This window comes from Acidobacteriota bacterium (assembly GCA_028875725.1).
Taxonomy (GTDB): domain Bacteria; phylum Acidobacteriota; class Thermoanaerobaculia; order Multivoradales; family Multivoraceae; genus Multivorans.
The window spans coordinates 598,749-613,688 of the sequence record JAPPCR010000023.1 but is presented as its reverse complement, the minus strand read 5'-3'; the positions used below and the strand labels follow the sequence as shown (position 1 = coordinate 613,688).

The window sequence follows — 14,940 nt, the reverse complement described above, 5'->3', positions numbered from 1 at the left end:
AGCGCTGACTTCCACCGCTCAAGTTCCTTCCTCCGGAACGCGATGTCCTTCAGGCCCCAGAGTAATGAGTGCCGGCCTGGCCGCGAAGGCGTCGCGGTCCTGCCAGATCGGGCGCAGCCAGGCGCTCGTGCCCACGATGTAGCCCGGCAGCGCGGCGCTCGCGGCCCGTGCTGCGGGCGACGGCTGTGCGCCGCGGTAGTGAGCCATGATCTCCGGCGTCAGGACGCTTCGGTCGCCGACGGCTTTCGGCATCACCCGGTTCACGAAGATGTTGTGGTCGCGCGCAGGTCGAGATGGTCGAGCAGAGCGGCCAGGCGGCGCGTGACTCTCGGGACGATGGTCCTCGCGCCGTGCGCTCCGTGACGAGAGGCCGAAGCCGATGTGGTCGAGTGCCATGCAGCGGAATCTCGATCGCAGTTCACGGGAGGCGAACGGCTACGTGTGGGTGTTCGGCGGTTCGACCGCAGACCTCGGCTACGTGATCTGGGTCAACGTCACTGTGACCGGTACAGCGAGGAGTACCGCAGCGAACCGGGGGTACCGGCAACCGCGGTCACGGACGTCACGACACTTGCGGGAGAGCTGCCGGAGGTGAGTCGGGGTCGACTGCGGCGATCTCTCGACGGGTCGACGCGACTCCGCTCCTTGATCTCGAGTCGCTGCGCCGCGTAGGGGCACTCACCGAGACCCGATGTGTAGCTTCTGCTGCCGGCCGTTCCGGTCGCGGGCGCTAGCGAGTTTTCTTGAAGGCGGGGGGCACTTCCGAAACGGGAGCGCTTCCTGCCTCGATTGGGTCGAGCTCACCTGTACGGGGTTGGAGGCCTACCAAATGGGAGATGCGCGAGTCCCTACTTGGCTGCTATAAGACCTAGTTGGGGTGGCTCAGGACGAGACAATCCGGGCTAGTCGGGTTTCCCGAGGCCCGGCCGGCAGAGTGCGACGATTGATCCTCGCCTCAACGGTTTCACTCGTGTTCGGCGCTTGGACGGTTGCGGCAGTCTCGCTTGCAGCGGCGAGCTCGTGAACAACACGGCGGTGGACTGGGTGCACGCTCTCGGACTGGCTGGATCCGATCGAAAGTGGGGCTACTTGGCCCGACAGGACGAACGCGAACCCGGCGTCGCGCAGCCTCAAGGCGTTCGACAACAGGGCGGTCAAGGTGCCGGGGACGGCGAATCGCCCTCGGCGCTATCGATCGATGTCGCGTCGTTCCCCTTTGAAGACGGCCCTCTGACCTCGCGACGACTTCTTCGAACGAGTCGAACGTGACGTTCTACGTGTCCTCCTCCGTTACCGTCACGCCGGTCGCCGGGGCCGCCTCCACGATCACGGTGACCGCGACAGAGACGGCCAGCTCAAGCCGCAAGCTGGAGGTCGTTGGCTGATGCCGATGTGGACGGGAGCCGGAGAATGACTGCACGGGGCGTCGCTCGTCTGATCTTGATAGCGACCACGATGGCGCTTCTCCGCGGACCGGCTTTTCCCGCCGCACCGCTTGGCGATCAGGCGTTTCTCGATCGGGTGAATCCGGCTGTCGTCCAGGTGATCACTGAAGTCGGATCGGGTACGGGCTTCGTCGTGAACGATCAAGGCTACGTGGCAACCAATCATCATGTCGTCGAAGGAAGCCGTGAGTTCGTGGTGGCTCAGGCGGGCCGGCACGCCTCGGCTGAGCTGATCTGGTCCGACCCAGACCTTGATCTGGCTCTCCTGTCTACGGACTTGGCCGGTTTAGAAGCTCTGGTGTTGGCCGTTTCGCCTCCCCGTGTGTTGTCCGATGTGACAGCTGTGGGATTCCCGGGCGTTGCGGACATCATGTCGCTGAGCACCGAAGCGTCCGACCCGACCTTCACCGAAGGCAACGTCGGGAAACGAATCCAGCGAGGCACATGGAATGGGCGTCGTGAACTGAGAGTCGTTCAGCACTCCGCTCAGATCAATCCGGGAAACAGCGGCGGCCCACTCATTGATGCTTGCGGCCGCGTGATTGGCGTCAACACCAGCGGTCCGCGAGCCCTCGTGATTGTGACCCAGGACGGCGTGGATGTTCAGGCCCCTACAGGGGTTTTCTTCGCTTCCTTCATTGCCGAGCTTGCCGATTCCCTGGAGACGCAGAGTGTCGCGTACCGCTCGGCCACGGACTCCTGTGAAGCGCCGTTGGCTGTGGGGCCTGGTGTTGCGACGGCAGACGCCGAGGACCTCGCGAGACGAATCGAGGAGTTGGAACGGAATCTCGATGGACAGAATACTCAGGAGCGTGCAGCTACTGAGGAGAGGCTTGCCGAGTTGGATCGCGAGTGGGAGGAACTTCTCGCGGGCAGCACTTCAAACCGTTGGCTGACGGCGCCACTGGCTGGCGCCGTTGCCGTCGTCATCCTCGCTTCGATCATGCTCTTCGGCTTCGCATCGCTCAAGGTCGGCATGGCCGAGGCAATTGCCCGCGTGGGGCGCGGCGCTTCCCATGTCGTGCGTTCCCGTCGTGCGCGGGCGGCCTCCGTTCCGGCGTCCGTAGCCAGGAAGCGAGCGGACACCTTTCGTGTTCGGGTAGGCAGAGGGCGTGACGTGGACGTGAAGTTGAGTTCGTCGAGAGTATCCCGGCTACATGTGGAGCTAGAGGTTCGGGGTCAGGAATACCTCCTGCTTGATCACGGCAGTACGAACGGTACGAGAGTCCTTCGCGACGGCACCTGGCAGCCAGTGACTCAAGAGTTGGTTGGACCGGACGAACAGCTCGAACTGGGCGACTACAGGACCACGGCCCGCCAGCTCATGGCACTGGCGGACGCTTCGTCTCATAGCGGTGGCGTAGGAGTGCCCTCGTCGGAGGGCTACGTTTCTGACGACAGACCGGTTGGGCCGGTCAGGCGCGACGCGCGCGGCCGCGTCGTACCGCACTAGCAGTCTAGGTAGTACGGGAGCATCGAGGTGTCCGAAACGAATCTGCGGCTGCTGGCAGCCCTCGGAGGTTTGGTGGCGGGAGCGCTGTTCGTAGGAGTTCTGAGCTTACTTGTGCCACCGCCAGCGACGGGCGAACTCGGCGCCGGGGGCATTCTTCTGGATCGAGGAAGCGCAATCTACCCGTTCACGATCCAGAACCTGATGTGGCTCTTGTTTTTTGTGGGCCTTTCGGATGTTCTTGTACGCTTTGTTCGCGGCGGTCGGGAGCTTCGGCAGATGAAGTTGCATTTGTTGCCCGAGGATGACCAGACGATGCTGCGTGCGAAAGACCTCGGCGACATTTACACTCGCGTAAACCCGCGGGCGCCGAGCGAGAGTAACTTCCTGCAGCGCCTCATCGTGCGAATCGTGCTGCAGTTCCAGAGCAGCCGTTCGGTGAATCAGTCCAACGCTTTACTGAACTCCAGTCTCGAGCTTCTTCAGCACGAGATCGAGTTGAAGTACAACATGATGCGCTACATGGTCTGGTTGATCCCGACTCTGGGCTTTATCGGCACCGTTATCGGCATCGCGTTGGCTCTGGGAGAGGCTGGGAACATGCCGGTCACGTCGGACCAGACCGCTGTCGGCGAGTGGATGAAGATCTTGACGGGCAAACTTGCCGTGGCTTTCAATACTACACTCGTAGCGTTGTTGTTGTCCGCGATTCTCGTGTTCCTGATGCATGTGGCTCAAGGTCGCGAGGAATCTGCACTCAACCGGGCCGGCCAATACTGCCTCGACAATCTCATCAACCGGCTCTATGAGAAGTAGTTGCCGGGGATGGTGCGCGCGAGCGGATAAGGGCCTCTTCGTGGCAATGGTTGGCTGTGTTCTTGCCGAGCACTCCTTAGGCCGCGGCGGGTTCGAAGCGGCGGCAGGGGCGACGACACTGGTGAGCAGTCGATGGCTACGAGTATCCGGCTGGCGGTGATTGGTGGCTGACTGCGAAGCGAGCATCGAAGCCGCCTGCTACGCGGACATTGGCGGCCGCACCCACCAGCAGGACCGGGTCGCCGTCCTCGGGAAGGGCGACTCAAAGTTGCTGGTCCTTGCGGACGGCCTGGGCGGTCATTCCGATGGGGGGCTCGCTGCGGAGGCGGTCGTCGAGGCAGCGGAAGAGCGGCTTGGCGAGTGGGCCGGGGGTGACGCCGAAGAGCTCCTTGCGTCCATCGTAAAGGCGGCTCATCAGCGGATTCGAAAGGTGGGGGCCGAACGCAGGGGCTCCCCTCACAGCACCTGCGTCCTGCTCCACATTAGCCAGACGGTTGCCGTGTGGGCCCATGTTGGCGACAGCCGGATGTACCACTTCGAGAGTGGAAAGCTGGTCGGTCGTACGCTCGACCACTCTATCGTTGAGCTCATGCGTCTGCAGGGCCGCCTATCCGAGGAAGAGATGAAAGCCCATCCGGATCAGAACCGGTTGTATGCCTCGCTCGGCGGCAGCAGGCCGCCCGAACCGGAAACGGGCGGCGCGGCCGTCTTTGAGTTCAGCGGGTTTTTGTTGGTCAGCGATGGCGTTTGGGAGAACGCCACGAATGCGGATATGAGGGACGTCTTCCGTGGTGTGGAACTGGCTGCGGGCGTGCGGAGACTCGTTGAGCGCGCGAAGGCCAACGGAGGCTCTTCATGTGACAACTTGGCCGCGGCCGGCGCTAGGCCCAGCCGCAGGTCACCAGGCAGCGAACGTGGTCACTGAACGCCCGCGTCAGAGGACGCACTTCGGACGGATTGGCATTGACCCCTTGACGAGGCAGTGGCCATGTGGCGGCTCTGCGCCTTGAGTAAGAGTAGCGACAGGACACGTTCGGCGTGCCTAGCGAGGCTCCGGGCACACGCCGCCTCGATGGCGGCGGCGGCCGTGTTCATACTCCAGTCGCTGTCGTCGATACCGGCAGGGGCCCAGGTCTCGACTCCGTCGATACGTGAGTTGGGCCCCGGTTACTTTGTGGCCGGAGTACCAGGAGACGAGTTCGACTACTTCGCTGCGCCCCGAGTGAACGGGCGACAGCGGCAGGCGAACTGGTGCTGGGCGGCCACAGTGCAAATGGTACTGAACTACCATGGCCTGTTCGTCAACCAGGAGCAGGTGGTTGCGAGAATCTACGGGGCGCTGGTCGACAGGCCGGCGGTGCCAGAGCAGATACTCGATGCGCTCCGCGGTTGGGCGCCCGATGTGCGCGGCCGCTTCTCGGCGATCAGTGCGACTCCGGTGGTCTACTCCGGATCAGAGATCGTCGGCGACTTAGCGTTGAGGTGGCCCTTGATCGTCGGGTTGGCTGGCCAGCCGGTCGGCCATGCGTACGTGCTGACGGCAGCGTACTACCGCGTAGATCGGTTCAATCAGCCGGTCATCACACATGTCGTCTTGCGAGATCCGTGGCCGTTCAGCCCAAGTCGGCAGGAAGTGACGTGGCGGGAGTTTCGGGCACGGCTTAGGTTCATTGCTCGAGTTCGGGTGCACCGGCTGTGAGCGAGTACGGCACAGACTGAGACTCGAAGGGAAAGGCGATGTCCGAATCCGGAGGTTACGAACACCGACAGGCCTTGCCAAGGGGCCATCTTCTGCACGGCCGGTATGAGCTGTTGGACGTTCTTGGTGTTGGCGGTTTCGGCGTGACCTATCTTGGCCGCGATGCCCAACTGGAGCGGCGTGTGGCGATCAAGGAGTACTTCCCGAACGAGTTCGCGGTTCGTGAAGGCTCGGCGATGCATGCGAAGTCTTCTAGCGACCGGGAGGACGTGAAGTGGGGTTTGGCTCGGTTCCTGGACGAGGCGCGTGTTTTGGCACGATTTCGTCACCCGAACCTAGTGCGGGTGATCGACTACTTCAAAGAGAACAGAACCGCATACATCGTAATGGACTATGAGGAAGGCGAGCCACTAGACAAGATCTTAGATCGGCTCGGCGGCAGGCTCTCGGAGAGTCAGTTGCGAAAGGTCTTACTGCCGGTCGTTGATGGCCTTCGAGATGTGCATGCAGCGGGGTTTCTGCACCGGGACATCAAGCCGTCGAACGTGTTCATTCGGCGTTCGGACGAGTCGCCTGTGCTGCTGGACTTCGGCGCTGCACGTCAGGCGCTTGGTCGAAAATCGAAGAACCTGACCGCGGTCGTGTCGGCAGGGTACTCGCCGCCAGAGCAGTACGAGAGCGGTGGCGAGCAAGGGGTTTGGACGGACATCTATGCTCTCTCGGCTTTGTGCTATCGGGCCGTTACGGGTGAGCTTCCGGTTGAGGCCACTAGCCGGATGCATCGATTGGCACGGGGCCAAGCGGATCCTCAGCGGTCGTTGACCGAGCGAGCCGTCAAGGGGTTCTCTAGAACGCTTCTTGAGGTGGTGGACCGCGGTTTGAGTGTAGATGAGAGGGCGCGTCCGGCATCGCTGGAGGAGTGGGTCTCCCGGTTGGAGGGCACGTCTTCAGGGAAGGAGCCGGTGGCAGCGCCGAAGGAGGAAGCCCCGGTCACTCCGGTGGCAGCGGTGCCTGCGCAGGACGCATCTATGGATGCTGGGGCAGCTGTCGTTGCGAGCGGTCGTTGGAGAATCCAAGAGACACGAGGTTGGTGGCTGTCCGCCGCAGTGGCTGTTCTCGTGCTGGTTGTTGGGGGCGTGATGCTGTGGGACCGCATGGTGCCGCCGCAATCGAGTTCAGAGGCGCCTGAGGAACGTCCTGTCGGCAGTGGTGAGTACGAGGAAGCGGCCCAGACCGGGATGCAATCGGAGGGAGAAGCGGACCTTGATCCGATTGCCCGGGGAGGCAACGACGCGGGCGCGGCCGGTGTACTGGAACGTGCTGTCGACAGCCCTTCGTCTCCGGTGCCGGTCAGGAGCGAAGAAGACGGGCGTGCGGCCACACCTGAGGAACCGTCACCGGAAAGGACTCCGAGACGGCGTGAGCGACCGGAAGAGAGAACGCAGGGAGAGTCGATATCGGCGTCGCCGCTTGGCGGTAGTGCGACTCTCGTTGTGCATACAGCGCCACCTGGTGTCGAGGTGCTTGTAGACGGCTTGTCTGTGGGAGAGAGCCCATTGGAACGGGGCGACATTCGGTCCGGCAACCGCATGGTGACGTTGCGCCATTCGGCTTATGAGGAGTTGAGCCTGCCGGACCAGCAGTTTTCGGACGGCGTCGTACTGCAGATCGACCGACAACTCGTGCGTGGTACGGGTCGGCTGCAAGTGTTGACCGTGCCCAGTGCCGCTTGGATCGAACAGGATGGTCGGCGCCTAGCGGAAGGAACGCCCGTAACGCTGGAGTTGCCAGCAGGTGCTGTGACTCTGACGCTCGGCGCCGAGGAGCATCACTCAATGCAGGTGGAGGTGGATGTTCCGAAGGGTGGTTTGGAGCGTTTGGAGCGTCGCTTGGAATCGGTGCCGTACGGCACGCTGACGCTGGAGCTCGTTCCTCGGGATGCCCGAGTGGAGCTTGCTGGGGTTGCGGGTGGGTACCAACCTGGCGTGCGGTTGCCGGAGGGAAGTCATGTTGTGACGGTGAGTCGCTCCGGCTACCACCACTTGAGCCGGCCAGTGGAGGTGTACGGTGCCACTCTGGAGCGGGTCGTCTTGGAGCGCCGAACGTACGAGGTTGGTGACGTGTTCCGGGACCGGCTGAGTTCTGGCGGCGAGGGTCCAGAGCTTGTAGTTATGCCTCCAGGTTCATTCCGTATGGGTTGCGTTTCGGGTCAATCGTGTGCCGAGGATCAGGAACCTGTGCATAGCGTGGAGATGAAGTCGTTCGCGTTGTCGAAGCACGAGGTAATGTTCGAGGAGTATGACCGGTTCGCTTCTTCGAGCGTGCGTCGGCGACCTGATGACGAGGGTTGGGGTCGCGGCCGTCGTCCTGTGATCAACGTGTCCTTCGAGGACGCTCAGGCGTACGCATCGTGGTTGTCGGCCGAGACGGGTGAGAGCTATCGTTTACCGAGTGAGTCTGAGTGGGAGTATGCGGCCCGTGCAGGCACGCGTACAGCCTTCTCCTGGGGCAACGAGATCGGTACGAATCGTGCGAACTGCGGTGGTTGCGGCAGCGAATGGGACGACAGTCGAACTGCGCCTGTCGGTTCGTTCGCTGCGAATGACTGGGGTCTTCACGACATGCACGGTAATGTCTGGGAGTGGGTGCAAGACTGCTGGAACGAGAGCTACTTGGGTGCTCCGTCGGACGGCACGGCTTGGCTTCAAGGTGTTGACTGTCCTACGCTTGACCATTCCGTCCGCGTGTTACGCGGTGGTTCGTGGTATGGCTTTGCGTTGTCCATCCGTGCGGCGAACCGCCACCGTAAGGTGTCGTTTGACTACGACAACATCATCGGTTTCCGCGTAGCCCGGACGCTCACGCCTTGAATCAACGCTCAGGAGGCCCTGGTGGAAGGCGTATCTCGACCGGCGTGCTCGACGCGACCCGGCCAGAGCGTGACCAGCGCACGTCTAGAGGGGATCAACTCTGATTGGAGGAGCAAGCTGTATGCCGATTCTGCGTGGCCCCGATGGGCAGATCATCGACGACAAGACAGATCAGATTGCCAAGAGCAAATCGAGTGGTAGCAGGGATGATGCGGTCGAGCCTGACACTGATCCTATAGCTCGGCGGCGTGAGCGCAACGAAGAGTCCCTGTTCGAGCCGAAACACGGGGCTGCTCATCGGTCCCCGGGGGGGCCGACGGCGCCAAAGGAAGGGGGAGGTGTCGACAAGACACGAGTGATTCGCCGGCGGACTCGGGCGGCGAGTTCTTCATCGGTACCCGAACTGAGCGATCCCATGAGCGACCCGCCAGTGGGCTGGCTTGTGATCGTCGGTGGTCCGGGCCAAGGCCACTCATTCGCCCTCGGCACGGGCATGAACTCAATTGGTCGCGGGGACGACGCACGGCTTCGGATCGCCTTCGGCGATGACGGCATCTCGCGTTCTGACCATGCGCGGCTCGCGTACGATCCGCGACGGCGGTTGTTCCATCTGAGTCACGGAAGCGGCGCAAACCTCACCTACCTCAACGGCGAGGTCGTAATGTCGCCGATGCAGATCGAGTCGGGGTCTACGATTGAGATAGGCGCCACGACGCTGCGTTTCCAGGCCTTCTGTTCCACGGACTTCGACTGGTCCGACGTCGATGATTGAGGGCCGCGACTTCGCGGCGGCGACAACGATCGGAGCGCGATGTCGTCAGGAGGACGACTGGGGGGTCCACGTTCAGCCGCCCGCTCTTGAGAAGGGTGCACTCCTGCTGGCTGGCGTGGCGGATGGAATGGGCGGAATGCCGGCTGGCGACCGGGCCAGCGACGTGGCGATTCGGACGTTCTTCGACAGCTACTCTCTGATCTCCCAGCCTGCCCGAGGTCGCCTGCGGCGCGCGTTGGCACACGCGAACCGAGAGGTGGGAATCGTCGTTGAGGCCGAGCCTGACCTCGCCGGCATGGGCTGCACGCTCGTGGTTGTGCTGTTCTTCAATGACCGAGCCGAGTGGCTCAGCATCGGCGACTCCCTCATTCTTCGGTGGCGGGCGGATGGGCTCAAGCGAATCAACCCGCTGCATACGTACGGCAACGAGTTAGACGTTCAAGTCAAGCGGGGCGAGATATCCGCCGATTCGGCTCGGGAGCACCCCGACCGCGCGGCGTTGACGAGTGCAATCCAAGGAACTGTACTTGAGGAAGTGGCCCAAGGCGAGCTGGATGTTGCGTTGGGTGACATCGTGATTCTAGCGAGTGACGGTCTCGCGTCGCTTGACGACCAAGAAATCGAATCGATCTGCGCGGCACGGGTCGACGGAGAAGAACCTGCCGCGCGAATTGCGACGACCCTGATTGGCCGGATAGAAGCTCGCGCGCGGCCGGGACAAGACAATGCCACAGTCGTCGTTGTACGGATTGGCGGCGACAAGCTCGGGCCTGTCGACAGTCGGATGGCGGAGCACGCTAGTCGACGGAAGAGCTCAGAAGGTGAGGCTGCAGATCGGCAGGGGAGAGCTTCGGGGTTTGGCAAGCGCGTCGAGAGCAGAAGACTCGTATCGGAAGAAGATCCGTCTGGGAGCACCGCATGAAGAAGAGCAGCCGAGAAGTCAATGTCTTCAGCGTTTCGGCTCTTGACCTGTTTGCTTCGGCTCTCGGCGCGTTCATTCTTATGGCACTGATCTTCATGGTCTTCTTCTCAATCGCGGCCGAGAGTCCAGCAGAAGCGGTAGTGCCTGCGAGCGAACTGGAGGACTGCCGCGCCGAGCTAGCGTCGGTCACGGAACGCAACGACGTCCTCGAGGCGCAACTCGCGGGCACGGTCGACACGGCCGCCCTTGAACGATGCCAACAGCGAGTGGAGACGGTGCGTGGGCGGCTTGCTCAGTGCCAGGACGAGCTGGGAGCGGCGAGGGACGAACTGGGCGGCCTGAATGAGGACTTGGCGGACTGTCGGTCGGCTCTGGCACAGACATTTGTCCTCGTAATCGCGAGCTGGGCGTCGCGTGAGGACGTCGATCTTCACGTCGTAGACCCGGCGGGTCGCGAGTTCTACTTTTCGCAAAGAGAGCATCGGGGCTCGGACGGGAAGCTAGAAGAGGACAACACTCGGGGGCCGGGCAACGAGGTGTGGCTCCACCCATCCGCGGAAGCCGGGAGGTATCGGATCTGCTACAAGCTCTATAGCGGTCAGTCGTCGACGGTGCGCGGTAGTGTCTTGTGGCAAGAGGGGAGGATCGAGATTCCCAACATCCGCTTGGAACGGGACGATCAAGTGAAGTTAGCGCTTGAGCTAGACCTTGACGAAGACGGCCGTGTTCGGGCAGTTCGGTCCCGGTCCGGGGAGGTGTTAGGCAGTGATGATTGCGCGTGAGATCGAGGAGAGGGGTTGCAACTGGACGACCATGGGGGAGATCGAGGACGTGGGCAGCGCCGTCCTGAGCGCCCTAGAGGCGAGTGACGGTAGGAGAGGATGGGTCGTAGCCGGCGAACGCAAGGCGTTCCGACGCCGATCGTCGCCTGCGTAGAGCCCCAGTCAGCGCCCCTGGACCTCTGCCTTGCAACGCTCCACGAACGAAGCGACCCCTCCGCGAAGTCCGCCGAGTTCGCCGTCCTTGCGCGCATGGCAGGGATCTCCCGGTACGCGGCCTGCTCGCCCTCTTCGAGATAGGCCTGCGCCGCCCGCTTGATCTCCCGAACGGCGAGCGGGGCAGGCCCGGTCGATCTGGTCGCCGGTGGGCACGACCTCCTGCACGAAACCGAGAGCGAGTGCGCGGCGGCACGGCCCGACGCGGGCTCGAACTGGTTCACGCCTGGTGCGAGGTCGCTTCTGTCGGGTCCATGAGGTCGATACCCGGGAACCGCGTGAAGTCCCGGTCGGTGGTGGTGATCGAGGCGCCGTGCTCGAGCGCCAGTGCGGCGAGGTGCGCGTCCATCACCATCGGGCCCCTGGCCTGACCGCTGCCGCAGACTTCGCTCAGGATCTTCCAGGTCCGCGGCCCCGGTTGCAGCAGCCTGGCGTTCGGCAGGGCCAGCCACCCTTCAATCAGGGAGCAGGCTTCGGCCGGCGTCAGAGGACGGGAGAAGACGCGGCGATCCGAGGCGATGCGGACGAAGGCGAGCAAAGTGACGAGCGCGAAGCTGACGGAGCGGCCTGACGAAAGTTCGGTCTCGAGCCATCGCGCCGACGCCTTCTGGAACGGACTCTCGGAGTCGTAGGCGTAGAGCAGCACATTGGCGTCGATGAGTGTCACCGGCGGGTTGGACCGTCCAGAACGTCGAGCAGACCGCCGATGTCGTCCAGGTCGAACCCCGGCCGGAGCCCCATGGGACGTGCCTCTACCGACCGCCCCATGAACCCCCGAAGCGCCTCCACGACCCTCCCCGGCGCCTCCTCCGCCAGAAAGTGCCCGCAGTCCTCGAGCTCGCGCACCTCGACGTCCCGAAGCGCCGACTTCCACCGCTCCAGTTCCTTCCTCCGGAACGCGATGTCCTTCAGGCCCCAGAGAATGAGCGCCGGCTTGTCCGCGAAGGCGGCGCGGTCCTGCCAGATCGAGCGCAGCCAGTCGCTCGCGCCTACGATGTAGCCCGGCAGCGCGGCGCTCGCGGCCCGTGCCGCGGGCGACGGTTGGGCGCCGCGGTAGTGGGCCATGATCTCCGGCGTCAGGACGCGTCGGTCGCCGACCGCTCTCGGCATCACCCGGTTCACGAAGATGTTGTGGCGCCGCAGGAGGTACTGGCCGATCCAGCTCGACATCAGGAAGCTGAACGACCTGAAGTGGAAGTCGTCCCCGACCGGCCAGCACCAGGTGTTCGCGATGACGAGACGCTTGACGCGCTCCGGGTGCCTGCGCGCGAAGTCGAGGCCGATCGGCCCGCCCCAGTCGTTCATGAACAGGGTGATCCCGCGAAGGTCGAGATGGTCGAGCAGGGCGGCCAGGCGGCGCGCGTGACTCCCGGGACGATGGTCCTCGCGCCGTGCGCTCCGTGACGAGAGGCCGAAGCCGATGTGGTCGAGTGCTATGCAGCGGTACTCCGATCGCAGTTCCCGGACCGGATGCCGGAACAGGAACGACCATGCGGGGTTGCCGTGGACGAACACGATCGGCTCGCCCTCGCCTTCGTCGATGTAGTGCATCCGGTGATCGGGCGGGAGGTCGAGAAAGCGGCTCTCGAAGGGAAACAGGTCGTCCGAGACCCAGTCGGGACGGGCGGTCGATGAGGTCCCGTTCACGCGGCGCACAGCTCCCTGAGCTTCTCGAGACAGTCGGCCCAGCTCCGCTCGTGCTCGTCGCGGGCCTCGTCCTGGGTGAACCGGGCATGAGTGAGCGTGAGGCGCGTCCTGTCGGCCGATTCGGGCTCGAACTCGATGGTGACCAGCGTCTCGGTGTCACTGCCTTCCCAGCGCCAGGTGTGCACCAGACGACGTAGCGGCGCGACTTCCCGGTACACGCCGCGCGCGAGCCAGCGCTGCCCGTCGGTCCCGCGCATCTCGATGAGGAACGTCCCGCCGACCGCGACGTCGGCGACCGCGCGCGAGGCCACGGCATTGCCCGGCGCCAGCCACTGCTTCAGCAACTCCGGGTCGGTCCAGGCCGCGTAGACCCGCTCCACCGGTGCGTCGATCACGCGTTGAAGCGTCAGGTCCGTCATCGCCGTTCGCCCTCCTCGTCGCCGCCGGTCTCGACCAGGGCGCCAAGCGCATCGAGGCGCTCCGTCCAGAAGCGCGTGTGGAACTCGAGCCAGTCCTGGGCGTCCCGGAGCGCGGCCGGGTTGAGCCGGCAGATGCGTTCCCGGCCGCGTGCCTCGCGGGTGACGAGGCCGGCGCGTTCGAGTACGCCGAGGTGTTTGGAGACGCCGGCGAAGGACAGGGGGAGTGGGCGGGAGAGATCGCCTACGGTTGTTTGGCCCGAGGCGAGGCGGCCGAGGATGGCGCGGCGGGTGGGGTTGGAGAGGGCGTGGAAGATGCGGTTCAGGTGTTGTTCAACCATGTGGTTGAGGGTAGCGGGATTGGGCGGTGTCGTTCAACCCTTGGGTTGAATGAGGGTTGGGACCACCGCTCGCTACGTAGTACCGTCCTCGGCGTCGGGAGCGCGTTTAGACGGCGGCCGCCCTGCAAGCGGATCGCTGACGTGTTCGAGGCGGTTGCAGGGTCCCGTCTCAGTACCGACGCTGCTCGACGAGCACCGTGGCTTCATGCGGGGTCAGGATGCTAGTGCCCAGCTCGTTCTGGATCCTCTCACGCTTCGCGTGGAAGTCGTCGTCGGTCGTGACAAAGGCCCCACCCCCGTGATGCAGATGCGTCCACAGAGCGCAGGTGTCCACGAGGCGGTTCCGCCACTTCCCGCGAGGGTCACCGCTCGACTTGTAGGGGTGCTTCGGAAACAGGATTCGGTGGATCTGCCTCACCTTCGCGCTCCGTTCGTCGTCCATCCATACGCACCGGTCCCAGTAGGACAGGTCCCAGATGGCCGGCCCGGACAGGATCTCGGCCTCCCCGAGACCAGCGTTGGCGAGCTTCCGCTCAAAGCCAACAAACCCGGTGGACGGTGCATCGCGACGGGGGCGTTCCGATGCACTGATGGCTACAACGCGCAGCCTCAACTTCCCCTCGGCGGCGGCACGCACGAGGCGACGCAGGTCGTCAGCCGTGGCTTCTTCCGCTTCCAGGGCGATGATGCAGTTGGTGTCGAAAGTGACGTTCATCATGGCTCGCTCGTCGAACAGTCTGGGGGTCGCCGACGAGCCATTGAGGGCATCTATCAGTCCTCCCCGCGCCGCCGTTCCCGGGCGAGGTCGTGGCTCGCCTGCATCCGCATCCAGTGTTCCGCGTCGGACCAGCCGAGCGCCTCGAGCCGCAGCGCGGTGGCTGCGGTGATGCCGGCATGTCCATGGAGGATGCGCGACAGGAACGCGCGGGTGACGCCGAGCTGCTCGGCGACGTGCGTGATCGTCCAGCCCTCGGCCTCGATGGCGCTCGCGACGAGCCTGCCTGGGTGGGCGGGGTTCTTCATGCGGGTCATTCTAGGATCGCCAAGTTGCGGCCGCTTCGCTCCGGAGGGGAGATTGACATGACCGAGTACGCACTGTTCTTCGAGAGTGGAAGCCCCGTGTTCGGCGAGGGCTACATCGCTTCTGTGCGGGTCCATGGCCGCGCGCTGGCGACCTACGACAAGGAGGACGGGGAATTCGAGCTCAGCGGCGTGAATCCGGGGAGTCTTCTCGGGTTCGGTCGAACCCTGAACGAGGCGTACCAGGACTTCGTCGAGGCACTACGGTGCACCCTGATCGACTGCGCATCCGATGCGGCGAACTTCGAGGATTTCCGCCGGGAGGTCGAGGACTTCTTCGCCACGAACGATCCTCAGGCGGAAACGAAGTGGGAGGCGGCCCGGGACCGCGCCCGCCAGGGCGAATTGCCGAACGACCTCGCGCTCCGGCTCGAGAGATCGGATCCGGACCTGGGCGTGGACATTCGGCAGGTGAGAGCGCCTTCGCTTGCCGCCAACGCACCAGCGCAAGCGCTGGCGCCAAGCGCCATCGCCGCCTGAACCGCTC

16 protein-coding genes are annotated in these 14,940 nt (G+C 64.0%); 9 read left to right on the top strand and 7 right to left on the bottom strand.

Going from position 1 to position 14,940, the window contains the following annotated elements:
* Positions 1–18 precede the first annotated feature (18 nt).
* A complete protein-coding gene (locus OXI49_18265; GenBank protein ID MDE2692442.1) occupies positions 19–396 on the bottom strand; it encodes a hypothetical protein in 378 nt (125 codons plus the stop codon).
* Positions 397–1,410: 1,014 nt separating this feature from the next.
* Here OXI49_18265 and OXI49_18260 point away from each other — a divergent pair.
* The 8 genes from OXI49_18260 to OXI49_18225 all read left to right on the top strand — a co-directional run bounded on the left by OXI49_18260 (position 1,411) and on the right by OXI49_18225 (position 10,756).
* Positions 1,411–2,898, top strand: a complete 1,488-nt coding sequence (locus OXI49_18260; protein MDE2692441.1) for a trypsin-like peptidase domain-containing protein — start codon at positions 1,411–1,413, stop codon at positions 2,896–2,898.
* Between the two features lie 27 nt (positions 2,899–2,925).
* Positions 2,926–3,711: a MotA/TolQ/ExbB proton channel family protein gene (locus OXI49_18255; GenBank protein ID MDE2692440.1), complete on the top strand. Its 786-nt coding sequence runs from the start codon at positions 2,926–2,928 to the stop codon at positions 3,709–3,711.
* 163 nt (positions 3,712–3,874) lie between these two features.
* Positions 3,875–4,636 (top strand): serine/threonine-protein phosphatase, encoded by a 762-nt coding sequence (locus OXI49_18250; GenBank protein ID MDE2692439.1) that lies wholly within the window; start codon positions 3,875–3,877, stop codon positions 4,634–4,636.
* Positions 4,637–4,933: 297 nt separating this feature from the next.
* The gene (locus OXI49_18245) at positions 4,934–5,410 is read left to right on the top strand and encodes a hypothetical protein (protein MDE2692438.1); all 477 of its coding nucleotides are present in this window, start codon (positions 4,934–4,936) and stop codon (positions 5,408–5,410) included.
* A gap of 38 nt (positions 5,411–5,448) precedes the next feature.
* Entirely contained in the window at positions 5,449–8,280 is a 2,832-nt protein-coding gene (locus tag OXI49_18240) for an SUMF1/EgtB/PvdO family nonheme iron enzyme (protein ID MDE2692437.1), read from the top strand.
* 121 nt (positions 8,281–8,401) lie between these two features.
* The gene (locus OXI49_18235) at positions 8,402–9,052 is read left to right on the top strand and encodes an FHA domain-containing protein (GenBank protein ID MDE2692436.1); all 651 of its coding nucleotides are present in this window, start codon (positions 8,402–8,404) and stop codon (positions 9,050–9,052) included.
* The gene (locus OXI49_18230) at positions 9,045–9,974 is read left to right on the top strand and encodes a protein phosphatase 2C domain-containing protein (GenBank protein MDE2692435.1); all 930 of its coding nucleotides are present in this window, start codon (positions 9,045–9,047) and stop codon (positions 9,972–9,974) included. Before OXI49_18235 ends, OXI49_18230 begins: the two co-directional genes overlap by 8 nt.
* Positions 9,971–10,756 carry a hypothetical protein gene (locus OXI49_18225; protein ID MDE2692434.1) on the top strand — a complete coding sequence of 262 codons (786 nt, stop codon included), beginning with the start codon at positions 9,971–9,973 and terminating at the stop codon, positions 10,754–10,756. The genes OXI49_18230 and OXI49_18225 overlap by 4 nt, the downstream gene beginning before the upstream one ends.
* Positions 10,757–11,189: 433 nt before the next feature.
* On the opposite strand, the gene OXI49_18220 is transcribed toward OXI49_18225, so the two are convergent.
* The 6 genes from OXI49_18220 to OXI49_18195 all read right to left on the bottom strand — a co-directional run bounded on the left by OXI49_18220 (position 11,190) and on the right by OXI49_18195 (position 14,405).
* Positions 11,190–11,636, bottom strand: a complete 447-nt coding sequence (locus OXI49_18220; GenBank protein MDE2692433.1) for a type II toxin-antitoxin system VapC family toxin — start codon at positions 11,634–11,636, stop codon at positions 11,190–11,192.
* Positions 11,633–12,616, bottom strand: a complete 984-nt coding sequence (locus OXI49_18215) for an alpha/beta fold hydrolase (protein ID MDE2692432.1) — start codon at positions 12,614–12,616, stop codon at positions 11,633–11,635. Before OXI49_18215 ends, OXI49_18220 begins: the two co-directional genes overlap by 4 nt.
* The gene (locus OXI49_18210; GenBank protein ID MDE2692431.1) at positions 12,613–13,035 is read right to left on the bottom strand and encodes an SRPBCC domain-containing protein; all 423 of its coding nucleotides are present in this window, start codon (positions 13,033–13,035) and stop codon (positions 12,613–12,615) included. The genes OXI49_18215 and OXI49_18210 overlap by 4 nt, the downstream gene beginning before the upstream one ends.
* Positions 13,032–13,373, bottom strand: coding sequence for a metalloregulator ArsR/SmtB family transcription factor (locus tag OXI49_18205; GenBank protein MDE2692430.1), 342 nt, complete (start codon positions 13,371–13,373; stop codon positions 13,032–13,034). The genes OXI49_18210 and OXI49_18205 overlap by 4 nt, the downstream gene beginning before the upstream one ends.
* Before the next feature lie 169 nt (positions 13,374–13,542).
* Complete coding sequence (locus tag OXI49_18200) at positions 13,543–14,091, bottom strand: hypothetical protein (GenBank protein MDE2692429.1); 549 nt, start codon at positions 14,089–14,091, stop codon at positions 13,543–13,545.
* A gap of 53 nt (positions 14,092–14,144) precedes the next feature.
* On the bottom strand, positions 14,145–14,405 hold the full coding sequence (locus OXI49_18195; protein ID MDE2692428.1) for a HigA family addiction module antitoxin: 261 nt from the start codon (positions 14,403–14,405) through the stop codon (positions 14,145–14,147).
* Between the two features lie 48 nt (positions 14,406–14,453).
* Here OXI49_18195 and OXI49_18190 point away from each other — a divergent pair, with 48 nt between their 5' ends.
* Positions 14,454–14,933 carry a hypothetical protein gene (locus tag OXI49_18190; GenBank protein ID MDE2692427.1) on the top strand — a complete coding sequence of 160 codons (480 nt, stop codon included), beginning with the start codon at positions 14,454–14,456 and terminating at the stop codon, positions 14,931–14,933.
* Positions 14,934–14,940 lie beyond the last annotated feature (7 nt).